The 16,983-nt window shown below is 38.1% G+C and carries 15 protein-coding genes and 1 tRNA gene; 9 read left to right on the top strand and 7 right to left on the bottom strand.

Features of this window, described 5'->3' with window-relative positions; genetic code table 11:
* Positions 1-20: 20 nt before the first annotated feature.
* The 9 genes from EL259_RS02950 to EL259_RS02915 all read left to right on the top strand — a co-directional run bounded on the left by EL259_RS02950 (position 21) and on the right by EL259_RS02915 (position 8,793).
* Entirely contained in the window at positions 21-764 is a 744-nt protein-coding gene (locus tag EL259_RS02950) for a phosphotransferase (protein WP_126598858.1), read from the top strand.
* 13 nt (positions 765-777) lie between these two features.
* Complete coding sequence (locus tag EL259_RS08560; RefSeq protein WP_172594211.1) at positions 778-927, top strand: hypothetical protein; 150 nt, start codon at positions 778-780, stop codon at positions 925-927.
* Between the two features lie 103 nt (positions 928-1,030).
* Positions 1,031-1,107, top strand: a tRNA-Met gene (locus tag EL259_RS02945).
* A gap of 145 nt (positions 1,108-1,252) precedes the next feature.
* Complete coding sequence (gene rimP, locus EL259_RS02940) at positions 1,253-1,711, top strand: ribosome maturation factor RimP (protein ID WP_126598856.1); 459 nt, start codon at positions 1,253-1,255, stop codon at positions 1,709-1,711.
* A gap of 21 nt (positions 1,712-1,732) precedes the next feature.
* Positions 1,733-3,220: a transcription termination factor NusA gene (gene nusA, locus EL259_RS02935; protein WP_126598855.1), complete on the top strand. Its 1,488-nt coding sequence runs from the start codon at positions 1,733-1,735 to the stop codon at positions 3,218-3,220.
* 16 nt (positions 3,221-3,236) lie between these two features.
* Positions 3,237-5,759 (top strand): translation initiation factor IF-2, encoded by a 2,523-nt coding sequence (gene infB / locus EL259_RS02930; RefSeq protein ID WP_408608232.1) that lies wholly within the window; start codon positions 3,237-3,239, stop codon positions 5,757-5,759.
* 91 nt (positions 5,760-5,850) lie between these two features.
* Positions 5,851-6,243, top strand: coding sequence for a 30S ribosome-binding factor RbfA (gene rbfA, locus EL259_RS02925; RefSeq protein ID WP_126598853.1), 393 nt, complete (start codon positions 5,851-5,853; stop codon positions 6,241-6,243).
* Positions 6,243-7,160, top strand: coding sequence for a tRNA pseudouridine(55) synthase TruB (gene truB / locus EL259_RS02920; RefSeq protein ID WP_126598851.1), 918 nt, complete (start codon positions 6,243-6,245; stop codon positions 7,158-7,160). The genes rbfA and truB overlap by 1 nt, the downstream gene beginning before the upstream one ends.
* 526 nt (positions 7,161-7,686) lie before the next feature.
* On the top strand, positions 7,687-8,793 hold the full coding sequence (locus tag EL259_RS02915) for a porin (protein WP_126598849.1): 1,107 nt from the start codon (positions 7,687-7,689) through the stop codon (positions 8,791-8,793).
* Positions 8,794-9,155: 362 nt separating this feature from the next.
* Here the strand turns inward: EL259_RS02915 and xerC are convergent, their stop codons facing one another.
* From xerC to EL259_RS02880, 7 genes are all read right to left on the bottom strand, one after another.
* A complete protein-coding gene (gene xerC / locus EL259_RS02910) occupies positions 9,156-10,046 on the bottom strand; it encodes a tyrosine recombinase XerC (protein WP_126600841.1) in 891 nt (296 codons plus the stop codon).
* Positions 10,047-10,060: 14 nt separating this feature from the next.
* A complete protein-coding gene (gene dapF, locus EL259_RS02905; RefSeq protein WP_126598847.1) occupies positions 10,061-10,885 on the bottom strand; it encodes a diaminopimelate epimerase in 825 nt (274 codons plus the stop codon).
* Positions 10,886-11,076: 191 nt separating this feature from the next.
* Complete coding sequence (locus EL259_RS02900; protein ID WP_126598845.1) at positions 11,077-12,312, bottom strand: O-antigen ligase family protein; 1,236 nt, start codon at positions 12,310-12,312, stop codon at positions 11,077-11,079.
* An 85-nt stretch (positions 12,313-12,397) separates the two neighbouring features.
* On the bottom strand, positions 12,398-14,821 hold the full coding sequence (gene gyrB / locus EL259_RS02895; RefSeq protein WP_126598843.1) for a DNA topoisomerase (ATP-hydrolyzing) subunit B: 2,424 nt from the start codon (positions 14,819-14,821) through the stop codon (positions 12,398-12,400).
* Between the two features lie 129 nt (positions 14,822-14,950).
* Complete coding sequence (mutM, locus tag EL259_RS02890; protein ID WP_126598841.1) at positions 14,951-15,778, bottom strand: bifunctional DNA-formamidopyrimidine glycosylase/DNA-(apurinic or apyrimidinic site) lyase; 828 nt, start codon at positions 15,776-15,778, stop codon at positions 14,951-14,953.
* Between the two features lie 76 nt (positions 15,779-15,854).
* Entirely contained in the window at positions 15,855-16,343 is a 489-nt protein-coding gene (locus EL259_RS02885) for a DUF5384 family protein (RefSeq protein ID WP_126598839.1), read from the bottom strand.
* Positions 16,344-16,358: 15 nt separating this feature from the next.
* Positions 16,359-16,865 carry a hypothetical protein gene (locus EL259_RS02880; RefSeq protein ID WP_197721294.1) on the bottom strand — a complete coding sequence of 169 codons (507 nt, stop codon included), beginning with the start codon at positions 16,863-16,865 and terminating at the stop codon, positions 16,359-16,361.
* Positions 16,866-16,983 lie beyond the last annotated feature (118 nt).

Below are 16,983 nucleotides of genomic sequence, written 5' to 3'. Positions count from 1 at the left end.
TAAACGAATAATAAATTAATATGAAAAAACAATTTCCCGATTTTTTAAGTGTTGTAGCAAATGAGCTTGAAGCACATAAAGGTACTCGCATTCACTCTTTTTACTTTCAAGACAAAAAATATTGGTTAAAACAACCAGAACAGCTTGAAGGTATAGAACGTTTTTTGAAACCAAGCCCTAAGCGATCGTTTCAGAAAGAATTAGATAATTTACGTTTTTTAAGCCAACATTCTGCACCTGTTGCTAAATTAATGTGTTATGGCGATGATTATATGGTTTTAGAAGATGCAGGCAGAAGCGCTAGTAGCTATATTGAAGGGCGTGAGCAATCAGATGATTTCATTAATCAAATGCTTGCAACTTGTGGCACAACACTTGCAAATTTACATCGCCAAAACCTTACTCACGGTCGCCCTGCATTGCGTGATATGGTTTATAAAGATGGTAAAGTCTGTTTTGTTGATTTTGAAAACGGTAAAATGGGGAAAAATCTTATGCACCAGAAGGTGCGGGATAGCTTGCTTTATATTCATAGTTTAGGGCGTGCTGAATTTTTGAAACCTGAACAAATGGCGATAGCAATTGAGCATTATCATCATGTTTGTGATAAAGATGAATGGCAAGCAATGTTAGATTTTTTAGATACATATCGACCACTTTACCGTTTTTTATGTCTATTTAAGAAAGTTGCTCGTACGGATTTGCAAGCAATTTACCGTTTATTTGAATATATGGGTGCTTTTCGGACAAAGCAAAATAGATAATAGAGAGATGAATATGAAAAAATATTTGCTTGTATTATTGATGATTTTAACTTTAAATGCTTGTTCGCTAGGCTACGGTGGTGGCTGGGGCGTAGCTGGTGGCTCAAATACGACGCCTGCATTAAATGTCGGGCTTAATTTTGGTACTAATTTTGATTTATAAATAATCAATAAGCAACATTATGTCCTTTTTTAGGCAAAAATTATAGAAAATATACTTGCAATTTTTTTTCAAAAAACTATAATACCGAACATATTTTTTCGGACGCGGGGTGGAGCAGCTTGGTAGCTCGTCGGGCTCATAACCCGAAGGTCGTTGGTTCAAATCCAGCCCCCGCAACCAATTACAAAGTTCAGTAAGAAGGACCCCTCAACGATGGGGTTTTTTTATACAAGAAATTCAGGATTTGTACTGTTTTTTGTACAAATAAAAGTAAGACTGGGCGGTTCGCCCTTTTTTTACGCCTTTAATTTAATGAGGAGTTGAAATGGCAACCTTAGAAGAAAAGTTACAAAATTTATTGCAACCAGTCGTGGAAGATTTTGGTTGTGAATTGTGGGGGATTGAAACCCAACGTGTTGGACGTTTCTTAACCTTACGTATTTTTATTGATAAGCCAGAAATCGGTGTTACTATTGACGACTGTGCAGATGTTAGCCGTCAAGTAAGTGCATTATTAGATGTAGAAGATCCAATTGCGGACAAATATAATCTTGAAGTATCTTCTCCAGGAATGGATCGCCCATTATTTACTTTGGCGCAATTTAGCCGTTATATCGGTCAAGAAATCGTTGTACACTTACGAATTCCGATGCTAAATCGTCGTAAATGGCAAGGTAAACTTGTTGATGTGCAAAATGATATGATTTCTCTTGAAGTAGATGGGGAAGTACAACAATTTGCTTTTGGTAATATTCAAAAAGCTCATATCGTGCCACAATTTTAAGAAATATTAAGGATTTATAAAATGAGTAAAGAAATTCTACTAGCAGCTGAAGCTGTTTCAAATGAAAAATTATTGCCACGTGAAAAAATTTTTGAAGCTTTAGAAAGTGCAATTGCGCTTTCTACTAAAAAGAAATATGACCAAGACATCGATGTACGTGTTGTTATCGATCCAAAAACAGGCGAATTTGATACTTTCCGTCGTTGGATGGTTGTTGAACATGTTACTCATCCAACTAAAGAAATGACCTTAGAAGCGGCACGCTTAGATGACGAAAACATCCAAGTAGGTGATTTTGTTGAAGATCAAATTGAATCTATCGCATTTGACCGTATTGCAATGCAAACTGCGCGCCAAGTGATTAGCACGAAAATCCGTGAAGCAGAACGTGCAAAAGTAGTTGAACAATTTGTTGATCACGAAGGTGAAATCGTGACAGGTACGGTGAAAAAAGTAAACCGTGATAGTGTAATCTTAGATTTAGGTAACAAAGCAGACGCTATTATTTTACGTGAAGATTTATTACCACGTGAAAATTTCCGTCCTGGTGATCGTGTGCGTGGTGTGTTATACAAAGTTGCGCCAGAAAGCAAAGGTGCACAACTTTTCGTAACTCGTGCAAAACCAGAAATGCTAATTGAATTATTCCGTATTGAAGTACCAGAAATCGGCGAAGAAATGATTGAAATTAAAGGTGCTTCTCGCGATCCAGGTTTACGTGCGAAAATCGCTGTAAAATCAAATGATAAACGTATCGATCCAGTAGGTGCGTGCGTTGGTATGCGTGGTTCACGTGTACAAGCGGTGATGAATGAATTAGGCGGTGAACGTGTCGATATCGTACTTTGGGACGAAAATCCAGCACAATTCGTTATTAATGCAATGGCACCTGCGGAAGTGAGTGCGATTGTGGTAGATGAAGACAATCACTCAATGGATATCGCTGTTGATTCTGCAAACCTTGCAAAAGCAATTGGTCGTAATGGACAAAACGTACGTTTAACTAACCAATTAACTGGTTGGGCAATCAACGTAATGACCAATGAAGAATTAAATGCAAAACACCAAGCAGAAGATAAGAAAATTATTCAACGCTTCATGGATGCATTAAACATTGATGAAGAATTTGCTCAACTTCTTGTAAACGAAGGATTTGAAAGTCTTGAAGAAGTTGCATATATTGCGGTGAATGAATTAACTGCAATTGACGGGCTTGAAGATGAAGATCTTGTTGAAGAATTACAAGCAAAAGCAAAAGATGCGTTAACAAAAGCGGCATTAGCCGAAGAAGAAGCATTAAAACAAGCAGATATTGAAGATCGCTTGTTAGCATTAGAAGGCATGGATCGTCACATTGCTTTGAAATTAGCAGAAAAACATATCACTACCCTTGAAGAACTAGCTGAACAAGGCGTAGATGACTTAGCAGATATTGAAGAATTAGATCCGCAACTTGCGGCAGACTTAATCATGGCTGCACGTAATATTTGTTGGTTTAATGAGGCTTAATGCTTAAGGAGGAACAATGACCGATAAAAAAGTGGCAGCTGACAAAGCTGACATGCCGAAGAAAATGACGCTAAAGCGTCGTGTGGAAACGACCGTTACTGGTACGACTACAGCGGGCAAAGCGAAAGAAGTAAAGGTAGAGGTTCGTAAAAAACGTACTGTTGAAACTGACGCAGCTAAGCAAGCCGCTAAAAAGGCAGCGGAAGAAGCAAAACAAGCTGCTTTAGCAAAAGCGAAGGCTGAAAAAGAAGCAGCAGAGAAAGCGGCAGCTGAAAAAGCTGCTGCTGAAGAAAAAGCGAAAAAAGAAGCAGAATTAAAAGCAAAACAAGCTGCAGAAGCACAAGCTAAAAAAGATGCAGCAAAAGCGACTAAAAAAGTCGATGCTGAAAAAGCAAAACGTTTAGCGGAAGAAGAAGCTTTCCATCGTAAAGCAGATGAAATGGCAAAACAAAAGGCAGAAGAAGCCGCACAAAAAGCGACTGAAGATGCAAAACGTTTTGCAGACTATGAAACGAAACAAGATATGAACGAAGATTATACGGATTATAATTTAACTTCTCGTTATGCACAGGACGCAGAAGATGAAGAAAGTCGTCGTAACGAAAATGCTCGTGGACGCGGTAAAAATAAAATTGCTAAAGTAAAAAAAGGTCGTGAAGAAATCGGCACAAAACGTGACCGTCAAGCAGATCGCCGTCAAAAAGATACTCGTGCTAAGGGCAAAGGTAAAAATGCGAAACGTGGTAGCGCTTTGCAACAAGAATTTACCAAACCAGCAGCACCAGTTAGTCGTGATGTAGTAATTGGTGAAACTATTACAGTAAAAGAACTTGCTGACAAAATGGCAGTAAAAGCGACTGAAATCATCAAAATTATGATGAAAATGGGCGAAATGGTAACGATTAACCAAGTGCTAGACCAAGAAACTGCACAACTTGTTGCGGAAGAAATGGGACACAAAGTTATCTTACGTAAAGAAAATGAACTAGAAGAAGCAATTCTTGGCGATCGTGATCTTGAAACCGAAAAAGTAACTCGTGCTCCAGTTGTGACTATCATGGGTCACGTTGACCATGGTAAAACCTCATTACTTGACTACATTCGTAAAGCAAAAGTTGCAGCGGGTGAAGCGGGTGGTATTACTCAGCACATCGGTGCTTATCACGTAGAAACTAACGGTAAAATGATTACCTTCTTAGATACTCCAGGACACGCAGCATTTACCTCAATGCGTGCACGTGGTGCGAAATCTACGGATATCGTTGTACTTGTTGTTGCAGCAGATGATGGTGTGATGCCACAAACTATCGAAGCGATTCAACACGCAAAAGCAGCGGGTGTACCATTAGTTGTTGCGGTAAACAAAATTGATAAACCAGAAGCAAACCCAGATCGTGTTGAACAAGAACTATTACAATATGATGTAATCAGTGAAAAATTCGGTGGGGAAGTACAATTCGTTCCAGTATCTGCAAAAGCAGGGATGGGGGTTGATGAACTTCTTGATGCGATTCTATTGCAATCAGAAGTATTAGAATTAACAGCCGTAAAAGAAGGTATGGCAACAGGGGTTGTAATTGAATCTTACCTTGATAAAGGTCGTGGTCCTGTCGCAACTATCCTTGTTCAGTCTGGTACTTTACGTAAAGGCGATATCGTACTTTGTGGATTTGAATATGGTAAAGTACGTGCAATGCGTGATGAAAATGGTAAAACCATTGAAGAAGCAGGTCCGTCAATTCCAGTGGAAGTATTAGGTCTTTCTGGTGTACCAGCAGCGGGTGATGAAGCGACTGTTGTACGTGATGAGAAAAAAGCACGTGAAGTAGCACTTTATCGTCAAGGCAAATTCCGTGAAGTGAAACTTGCTCGCCAACAAAAAGCGAAACTTGAAAACATGTTTAGCAACATGGCAGAAGGTGATGTAGCTGAACTTAACGTTATCGTTAAAGCAGACGTACAAGGTTCTGTTGAAGCAATTGTTCAAGCACTACAAGAACTTTCTACCGACGAAGTGAAAGTAAAAGTAGTCGGTTCTGGTGTAGGTGGTATCACTGAAACTGACGCAACCTTAGCGGCTGCATCAAATGCAATTATCCTTGGATTCAACGTACGTGCTGATGCAACTGCACGCCGTGTAATTGAAACTGAAAACATTGATTTACGTTACTATTCAATCATTTATGAATTATTAAATGAAATCAAAGCTGCGATGAGCGGTATGCTTGCGCCTGAATTTAAACAAGAAATTATTGGTCTTGCAGAAGTGCGTGATGTATTCCGTCACCCTAAATTTGGTGCAATCGCAGGCTGTATGGTAACTGAAGGTGTAGTGAAACGTAATAATCCAATCCGTGTTTTACGTGATAACGTAGTTATCTTTGAAGGCGAACTTGAATCTTTACGTCGTTTCAAAGATGACGTGAACGAAGTGCGTAACGGTATGGAATGTGGTATCGGCGTTAAAAACTACAATGATGTGAAAGTAGGAGATCAAATCGAAGTATTTGAAGTAGTTGAAATTAAACGTTCAATCTAATTTCTAACTTTTCATCTAAATTTCACACGCCTCGATTTCCGTAAAAATTTTCACGAAAATCGGGGCGTGTTTACTCATAAGGAAAAATAAAATGGCAAGAGAATTTAAACGTGCAGACCGTGTTGCACAAGAATTACAAAAAGAAATCGCCGTTATCTTACAACGTGAAGTAAAAGATCCTCGTATTGGAATGGTAACCGTATCTGATGTTGAAGTGACTCGTGATCTTGCTTATGCGAAAGTTTTCGTCACTTTCTTATTTGATAACGACCAACAATATATTGATCAAGCGATGAAAGGGCTAGAAAAAGCGGCCCCTTATATTCGTACATTAGTCGGCAAAGCGATGCGTTTACGTATTGTCCCTGAATTACGTTTTGTCTATGACAACACCCTTATCGAAGGGATGCGTATGTCTAACCTTGTTTCTAGTGTCGTGCGTGAAGACGAAAAACGCCACCAAGAAGACGACAAGGCAGAATAATGGCGAGAAAGAAAAAAGGGCGTGATATCCACGGTGTTTTCCTCTTAGACAAAGATCAAGGCATGAGTTCAAATGGCATTATGCAACGTGTTAAACGTTTATTTAATGCCAATAAAGCAGGGCATACGGGAGCGTTAGATCCGCTTGCAACAGGCATGCTCCCTATTTGCCTAGGTGAAGCAACCAAATTTTCACAATTTTTATTGGATGCGGATAAACGCTACGTTGTTACGGCAAAATTAGGGGAACGTACGGATAGTTCTGATGCCGATGGACAAGTTGTTGAAACTCGCCCAATTACTTGTAGTCTGGGTGATATTCTTGATGCATTGAATGATTTTCGTGGCGATATTCTTCAAGTTCCAACAATGTTTTCCGCATTGAAATATCAAGGAAAACCGCTTTACGAATATGCTCGCCAAGGAATTACAGTTGAACGTGAAGCTCGTCCTATTACAATTTTTGAGCTTAAATTTATTGAATGGCAAGCCCCTTACTTGACCCTAGAAGTTCATTGTTCTAAAGGGACTTATATTCGTACGCTTGTTGATGATTTAGGTGAGAAATTAGGTTGTGGTGCGCATGTTACCATGTTACGCCGTCTTGCAGTTGCTGATTTCCCCGCAGAAAAAATGATGAAATTGGCGGATCTTGAGGCATTAGCAGAACAAAGTGGTGATGATTTTAGTCAACTAGATGCACTTCTACTGCCAATGGATAGTAGCGTATCTCGGTTGCCTCGTTTAGATTTGACCTCAGAACAAGCAGAAGGAGTGCGTTTTGGACGTCGAGTTCGTTTTGACAATCATACTTCTCTAGGTGGACAAGTCAGAATTTTTGATGAACATGAGCGTTTTATGGGGATTGCTGAAATTGATGGGCATCTTATTCGTCCTCAGCGATTAGTCGTTTATTAGTAAAAAGCATCACGAAAGTGGTGCTTTTTTATTGTTATTGCAAGATTAAATTTATAGGGATTAATAGTTATTGTTATAGAAGCGCCGTAAATATATACATGAATGTATTAAGAAATGGTGTAAAAAACGTGATAAAGATCACAAAATTGAAATAAAAATTTAGTTTAATTGATTAAAAAATATAATGAATTGTATCAAAAATAAGTCAAATTAAATAATAATGAGAATAATTAAAAATCTTTTAAAATCATATTGTTATATTTATTTAATCTATAAAAAATTATTTTTTGTAAAATAATTGTTATGAATTTTTTAATAAATCATATATTTAACTTATTGTTTTATAATGATTTTATACCTTTATAAAAAAGTTCCAATAATATTGACAAAACTTTTTAGGCCAATATAGAATGTCAGTCATAGAGATACAGGACAAGGTGTATTTCTTTATTTTCTCACATGGTGTTTACATAAAGATTGAAGTCCTTTATGCAAACAAAAATAAACCTTTTAAAGGGTATTAATTATGAAAAAATCTCTCGTCGCTTTAACTGTTGCTGCAATCGCTGCATCTGGTGCAAATGCTGCAACTCTTTTCAATCAAAATGGTTCTAAATTAGACGTGACTGGTTCTGCACGTGTTATGTTAGTTAATCAAACTGGTTCTCGTACAGATTTACAAAATGATGGTTCACGTGTTAACTTCAAGTTTACTCAAGCAATCAGTGATGATTTATCAGCATTAGGACATATTGAAATCCGTCCTAGTGGTGAAGATTTTGGTGGTGGCATTACAACAAAATATGTGTATGCTGGATTAGAATCAAAATCTGTTGGTGAATTAACTTTCGGTAAACGTAAAACAGCAGGTGACAACTTTACTTTAGCTGATCCAACAGAACAATTCACTAACGTAAAAGGTGCTGTAGGGTTAACCACAAATGCTCAAAAAGTAATTAACTTTACATCTAGTGATTATTACGGTTTCGGTTTACAAGCAAGTTATATCTTTGATAATAGTGCTGCAAAACGTAGTGATGTAGTGAAAACAGATGCAAATGGTAACTCAGTTACAGTTGATACACGTGATGGTGATGCAAATGCATGGCAAGCACTTCTTACCTATAATGTAGATCTTGCACAAGACGTATCAATGCAAGCACATGCACTTTATGCAATTCAAAAAGCTACTAATAAAGACGATCAGTCAAATACTGTTTCTAATAAGATTTGGGGTCTATCAACAGGCTTAAATGCATATAATTTTGGCTTAGCAGTGGATTATTTACATGCTAAACAAAATTCAAATAATACTGCAGACTTTATGTCTTATATGAGCCAATCTAATAAAGATACTACAATCAATGCAAAAGAAGCGAAAGCCTTCCAAGTAGCAGCAACTTACCAAGTTACTGAACCAATGGATGTATATGCGGTATTCCACCAATTTAAATACAAAGATATTGCTGGTGTGAGTGGAACTAGTGTGCGTTTACGTGGTTTCTCTTTAGGTTCACATTACCAAATTAATAAAAATGTATTAACTTATGTAGAATATGATTCTAATAAAGCTAATATGAGCGATGCTAAACGTGATAATAAATTCTATGCAGGTTTACGCGTATTCTTCTAATGTTTAGTTAGAAAGATTAGTATCAATAAAATCCCCACTTTTGTGGGGATTTTTTTATTTCAATTTAAAAGATTATAGGCAATACAGAAAGTTATTTTATTTTCTTGCAACTAATATATTGCAATTAATTTTTTCGTGATATCCACAGCCTATACAGAAAATTAGCCGATAAAATTTCCATCAATATACCTTGTATTCGATTATTTTTAATATAGAAAAATATATTTAATGACAAGATGTTATGATTAAAAAATAGTAATTTAATTAAAAATGACGCAATTTTTCAAAAAAATGATGAGAATAAAACCAAAGAGAGTTTTATTTTTGTGCACAAAGTTATCCACAATCTTATGCACAAAAAACTAGCGATTTTTCCGATGGGCTCGAGGGTGGGCCTTATCGTAGGTAGCTGCGAGATGTTGAAAGTCTAAATGGGTATAGATTTGTGTTGTGGAAAGATTACTATGCCCAAGTAATTCTTGTACGCCTCGTAGATCAGCACTATTTTCCAATAAATGTGTAGCGAATGAGTGGCGGAGTTTATGCGGATTTAAGTGCGTGTCCAATCCTTGTTGGATTGCCCATTTTTCCATACGTTGCTCAATTGCACGTTGTGTAAGGCGTGTTCCCATTTTATTGACAAAAACAGCATTATCTTTAGGCTCAAAACGAGGGCGGATATCTAACCATTTTAATAACGCCTCTTTGGCATAATGTCCAAATGGCACAATACGTTCTTTGTTCCCTTTCCCTAAAATACGTAGCTCCTGATCATCCCATTGAATATCTGCAAGGTTAAGATTGCGCAATTCGGATAGACGTAATCCTGAACTATACATTAATTCAATCATAGTACGATCACGGACATCAAAGATGTCATTACTATCGTTTGCTAAGAGTTTTTGCACCTGCTCATTATTTAAATGTTTTGGTAAGTGTTTAGGTAACTTCGGGGGAGAGATACCCAGTGCAGGATTAGCAGAAATGATACCTTGTTGAATAAGATAGGTAAAGAAACTGCGTAATGCTGATAAACGTAGCGCGAGGCTACGAGAATGCAAGCCAGCTTTTTTTCCTTCTGCCAGCATAAAACGAATGAGACTTGGCGTAACGTCTTGCCAAGCCAAAATACCATTTTGAGTGAAAAGTTTATGAATTTCATTCAGTTGGCGTTGGTAATTTTGGCGTGTAATTGCACTTAATTGACGCTCAATACGCAGATACGCATCATATTTTGCCATCCATTGTTGCATTTCAGTTACTTCACTCATAGTCGAATTACTCCATCGTAAACATGTGTTGCTTCGCCAGTCATATAAAGTGGACTATTACCACCTTGCCATTCGATATCTAAACTGCCACCAGGTAAGTCAACACGGACTTTAGAAGCTAAAACGCCCTGCATAATACCCACTGCAACTGCACCGCAAGCTCCGCTACCACAGGCTTGGGTTTCACCACAACCACGCTCATAAACACGCAACTTAATATGGTGTGGATTGAGGACTTGCATGAAACCAACATTGGTTTTTTCAGGGAAACGTTCATGCTTTTCTAAAAGGCGACCAAGTGGGGCAATATCCATATTTTCTACATCATCTACTTGTACGACACAATGCGGATTTCCCATGGATACCACCCCGCAAATAACAGTTTTAATTTCCGTCATGAGTAAGTAATTTTTTTCAAATTTTTTAGCGGTAAAGGGGATTTTATTTGGTTGCCAAATTGGGGTACCCATATTAACACGGACTAAGTCTTTATCTAAAAGTTTGAGTTCAAGTTTGCCCTTAGCTGTACTGACGAGAATATCTTTTTTATTGGTTAAATGTTTGAGGTGAACAAAACGTGCGAAACAACGTGCGCCATTGCCACACATTGCAACTTCACTACCATCAGCATTAAAAATACGATAATGGAAATCTAATTCAGGATCATAAGGTGGTTCAACAATTAATAGTTGGTCAAAACCGATGCCCAAGTGGCGTGAAGCAAGGCGTTGAATAGTTTCGGGTGTGAAATAGACGTTCTGGGTTACGCCATCCACGACCATAAAATCATTGCCTAAACCATGCATTTTAGAAAAGTACATAATAATCACTAAGTTGCGTAAATGATGAATAACTTATTATAGTCAGGTGGCGATAAATTCTCAAAGTTCCAGAATAACTTTTTATAAAAAAGCCTAAAATTTTCGGATAAAAATATGCCCCGATTTTCTTAAAAATTTATGCTCTTTATATAAATTTTATCGAAAATCGGGGCGTGTTCAGTTAAAACAACTTATTGTTTTTTATGTAATGTCATTTTTTGGAAACCAATCAATAAGATGACGGTTGTAAAGTAGAACATGTTACCAATACGATGACGCATTAATACATCAGTTAATCCACAGCCCATAATCGTAATGATAAAGGTAATTCCCATAATACCGAAGACTTGAGAAAGCGGATTGTTTAATGCGACTTTGATATTTTTAGCAAAAATCCACATTGGAACCAAGAATACGCTTAGTAGCGAAAGTAGCCCTAAGATCCCGAATTTACTGCCTTGCTCTAAGAAAATATTATGTGCATGGGTATAAGTGCCAGCAACATGAGAAATAAAACCTTCTTCAGCTTGCTGTTGGCGCATTACATTTGTTCCTCCCACGCCCCAACCGAGGATAGGTTTTTCTTCCATTCCACGTAATGCACTTTTATAAAGTTGTAAACGAATACCGATACTAGTATCGCAGTGTGAACTATCCACGCATTGTGCAATTTCACCATCGACGAGATTCCAGCGACTTTGTGCTACTTTATAAGCGACGCCCCCCGATGCGATAGCGACAATTACAAAAAAGGCGATAAGTTTTTTAGAGAGCAAATCACGGTTTAACCAAAGCACGGCAACAAAACCTAAAGCGAATCCAACAAGCGCACCACGATTCATACAAAGTAAACTTGCCATAAAGGCTGAAATGAAGGCAAGTGAGCTGATAAGGGTTAAACCTTTTTGTTTAATACGGTAATAGTAGATTGCGAGTGAAAATGCGAGCATGGCGATGCCCATTGCCACATTGCCTGCGGTAATGCGGTTATATTTCATAAAAGGATCAGCCCAGTGTAAGTAGAATTTTTCGATAACTGCTCCTGCGCCAATACTAAAACATGCGACAAAAAAGAGTCCAATGAAATAGTGAATGTTGAGTTTTACTCGTGTGAAAATAGTTAGGATTGGGAGTAATAATAGGGCTTTACATGGGATATCTAAGAATGATAAACGCCCGTGATATTCAAACATTGAGAGCATCGGTACAATCAGGTAACTCGCAAAGGCAAGGATTAAGATTTTTGTTGATGCTTCCATTTGGGTTTGATGTTGCTTGATATTTAGCCCCATATAATACAAACCAAAAAGGAGTAAAATGCCTGGAATGATGTAGTAACTTGTTTGAGCGAACAGTGGGAAAATAAAAAACATTCCCATTAAACAGGACAATAAGATTGCCATTTTAGACGATTTTAGCGTTTCCATGCGACCTCAAAATTGCTAAATAGCGTATGATATGAATGAAAAAGGCATATTTTCCGAAGAAGATATGCCTATGTGAATAAATAAATTAAATATCTAAATTTGCACGTAATGCGTTACTTTCAATGAAGTCACGGCGTGGTTCAACATCATCACCCATTAATGTGGTAAAGAGTTGATCTGCTTCTACGGCATCTTTGATCGAAACTTTAAGCATGGTACGAGAATTTGGATCCATCGTAGTTTCCCAAAGTTGTTTCGGATTCATTTCACCTAACCCTTTATAGCGTTGGATTGTAAGTCCACGGCGTGATTCTTTGATTAACCAAGATACGGCATGGTCGAAAGAATCTACGGCTTGGCGGCGTTCACCACGTTCAACGTATGCACCAGCTTCAAGTAAACCTTGAAGTTGTTCGCCTAAATGAATGATTTGAGCATATTCATGACCTGACACAAATTCAGTATTTAAAATATAATCTTGTTCAATACCATGCTGACGAACGGCAATGATAATGTCATATACGCCACGTTCTGCATTGAATTCGACTTTAGCACGATAGCTACTACCGTTGGTTTCGATATTATTTAAACGTGCGATGAAACTTTCTGCCCAATCACTTGCAAGCATTTCATTACCCAACATGTCAACGGTCAGTTTTGGTTGGTAAACGAGATTATCTAATAAGTGCATTGGATAGTAACGGCTATAACGTTGAATCATACGGCGTACTTGGTGATATTCACTAAGAAGTTTTTCTAAACTATCGCCACGCATCGCTGGTGCGTTTTCATTTACGTATAAACTTGCTTCTTCAAGTGCAAGATTTAATTCGTACTGCGCCATGGCTTCATCATCTTTGATGTAAAGCTCATTTTTCCCTTTTTTCACTTTATAAAGTGGTGGTTGAGCAATATATACATAGCCACGTTCAATGAGTTCTGGCATTTGACGATAGAAGAAAGTCAGTAACAACGTACGGATGTGTGAACCATCCACGTCCGCATCGGTCATGATAACGATGCTGTGGTAACGGAGTTTATCTGGATTGTATTCATCACGACCAATACCACAACCAAGGGCTGTAATGAGGGTTCCTACTTCTTGAGAAGAAAGCATTTTATCGAAACGTGCTTTTTCAACGTTAAGAATTTTCCCTTTTAACGGTAAAATTGCTTGGTTTTTACGGTTGCGACCTTGTTTCGCACTACCACCCGCAGAGTCCCCTTCCACGAGGTAAAGTTCTGAAAGAGCAGGATCACGTTCTTGGCAGTCAGCGAGTTTTCCTGGAAGTCCCGCAATATCTAATGCACCTTTACGGCGAGTCATTTCACGTGCTTTACGAGCGGCTTCACGTGCGCGTGCTGCTTCTAAGATTTTAGACACGATAATTTTTGCATCCGTTGGATTTTCGTCTAAGTATTCTTGAAGGCGTTCATTCATTACAGATTCAACCGCGCTTTTCACTTCAGATGAAACGAGTTTATCTTTCGTTTGAGAAGAGAATTTTGGATCAGGCACTTTGACAGATATCACCGCTACTAATCCTTCACGTGCATCATCACCTTGCGTGTTGATTGTTTTTTTATCTTTTTTGTTGGAATTTTCTTCTGCGTATTTATTTAAAACACGGGTCAATGCGCCACGGAATCCAGAAAGGTGGGTACCGCCATCACGTTGAGGGATATTATTGGTAAAACAATAAACATTTTCTTGGTAGCCATCATTCCACTGTAATGCTACTTCAATACCGATACCGTCCTTTTCAGTTGCGATATAAAACGGTTTAGTATGAATTGGGTTTTTATTGTGGTTTAAATACTCAACGAATGCTTGAATACCACCTTCGTAGTGGAAATGTTCTTCTAAACCATCACGTTGATCAATTAAACGAATTGAAACACCTGAGTTTAAGAATGAAAGCTCACGTAAACGTTTTTTCAAAATGTTGTATTCAAACACGGTGTTTGCAAAAATTGATGGGCTTGGCCAAAAGCGAACTTCTGTTCCAGTTTTATCAGTTTCGCCAATAACTTTTAATGGTGCTTCAGGCTCACCTAAATGATAAATTTGTTCATGAACGTGACCTTGACGGCGAATAGTGAGTTGTAGTTTATCAGAAAGTGCATTTACAACAGATACACCAACCCCGTGTAGACCACCAGATACTTTATATGAGTTGGCATCAAATTTACCACCAGCATGAAGGACAGTCATAATCACTTCTGCGGCAGAGATCCCTTCTTCTGGGTGAATATCAACAGGAATACCACGTCCATTATCACGAACGGAGACAGAGTTATCAGAATGAATGGTGACGACGATATCCGTACAATAGCCTGCAAGTGCTTCGTCGATCGCATTATCTACGACCTCGAATACCATGTGATGTAAGCCCGTACCGTCATCAGTATCACCAATATACATCCCTGGGCGAGTACGTACAGCTTCTAGACCTTTTAAGACGCGAATACTCTCCGCACCATAACTTTCTTTAGCATTATCTGACATAAAATTTCTCTTTTTTTCATTCAAAAATTATCGAATATTATAGCAAAATTTTGTTCAAAACGCCCGATATTTAACAGGAAATTTACCAATAATAAAGTAACTTTCTTACGCCCCGATTTTCGTAGAAAATTATGCACTTTCTGTTGGTATTTTTTGACATTGCGGGCAGAAAAAGCTGTTACGTTGACCAATAACAAGGTTCTCAATTGGCGTAGTACATTTAGGACAAGGTTGCCCTTTTTTCCCATAAATTAGCAATTCTTGTGCAAAATAACCTGGCTTTCCATCGGGTTGTTGAAAGTCTTTTAAAGTCGTACCACCTTGTTGGATGGATTTTTCTAATACTGCCTTAATAGTTTTGGCTAACGTATGGCACTCTTCTAAACTTAACTGATTTGCAGGAAGTTGTGGATGAATATGGCAAAGGAAAAGTGTTTCGTTGGCATAAATATTACCAACGCCAACGACAACGGCATTATGCATGAGAAAACCTTTTACAGGCATTTTGCGCCGACGGCTTTGTTTAAATAAGTAATCCCCACTAAAGCTTTCATCTAAAGGTTCGGGACCAAGGTTTTTGAAAACAGAGAGATCTTCTGCTTTCTCAGCCCAAAGCCACGCACCAAAACGGCGGGGATCGTTGTAGCGTAAAATTTTGCCATTACTCAAAACAAAATCTACATGATCATGTTTAGATGGGGCTAAATCTTTATCGACGACACGGAGGGAGCCTGACATGCCAAGATGTCCAACAATATCGCCTTTTTCTGTATGAATAATAAGATATTTTGCACGACGAGAAAGTCCTTTGACTTTGACATCATGAAAAGTTTTTAGAATATCTGGAACCATCCAACGTAGTTTTGGCTGTCTTATAATAATTTGTTGAATAGTGTGATTGAGAAGGTGTGGTGTAATACCACGCTTAGTCGTTTCTACTTCTGGTAATTCTGGCATAGTTGATCCTTAAAAAAATAAAGCTACTAAGAGTTATCTTAATAGCTTTATGAAATATGGAAATAGATTTATCGGATTATTTAAAAAAACCTGAGTGGGCTTTGATCTCAGCATCACCCATTTTTTCTTTTAGTGCTTTATTGCCTTGTGCTTCTAAGCGATTCGCATCTGCTTCTGATTGTACTTTATCAATTTTAGCTTTAGCGTGAGCAAGTTCAACATCGACAAATTCATCAGCACGATTAGCGCGAGCTTCTTTCATTTTGATGTCTAACTCTTTATCTTTTAATTGTAAAGTACGCAGTTTATCTTCGTAATCTTGATCACGTTTTTTATCTGCGAGTTGTATTGCTGCTTGGCGATCTCGTTCGGCACGAATCGCTGCAGCACGTTTTGCTGCTTTTGCTCGTACTTTTGCCGCTTCATGTGCCTTGGCGTTTTCTTGAGCTTGATAGGCGACAGAAACGGTGCTTATATCTGTTGTTAAATCCGCAAAGACAAAAGGGGTTGAAAACAAAGCGGTTAAAGTGATAACTGCGACAGACGTAGTTTTAAGTGAGCGCATAGATATTTCCTTTAATTATTTTTTCGGACAGATCGCATTAGGTTGGATACGGGTTTCATTTGAGTTACCCATGCCAGTAATCATTAAGGCTTGACCACGATGGAATTGGCAAGGTTGACCTGCTTGGGTAGAATTATAAACTTGGTTTGTACCTTGAACACGATATGAAATACTTACGCCTGGTACAAGCACGGTACTTTTTATCATTGAACCAGCAAGCGCACCTGTTGTGCCTCCAGCAACGGCACCTGCAGCAGCGCCTGCACCACTATACTGATAACCGACAATACCACCGACCACAGCACCTAATAAAGTACCAGCAGTTTGGGCAATTTGTTTTTCATCACTATTATTAATACGAACTTTTGCAGGTAACACTGCAAGAATAGTGACAGGTTTCACTTCTTGTCGGGTATTCAATTGATTAGCACCAAAAACATCAGACTGAAGATATTCCCCAGTAGGCGCACAACCTGCAAGTGCAATACCAGAGATAAGGACCGTAGCAAGAGTTTTTTTCATATGAATCATCCTTTGTTAGAGATATGGAGAAACATCAAATCAGATTAGAGCAGTTATTATTCAATAACAAATTGGAAGTATTCTAAATGTTGTAAAAAAAATGAGCAACTATTAAATA

It is taken from the genome of Actinobacillus delphinicola (assembly GCF_900638385.1).
Taxonomy (GTDB): Bacteria; Pseudomonadota; Gammaproteobacteria; order Enterobacterales; family Pasteurellaceae; genus Actinobacillus_C; species Actinobacillus_C delphinicola.
Note: the sequence above shows the minus strand (reverse complement) of the source record. Positions and strands in the feature narration are given on the sequence as shown.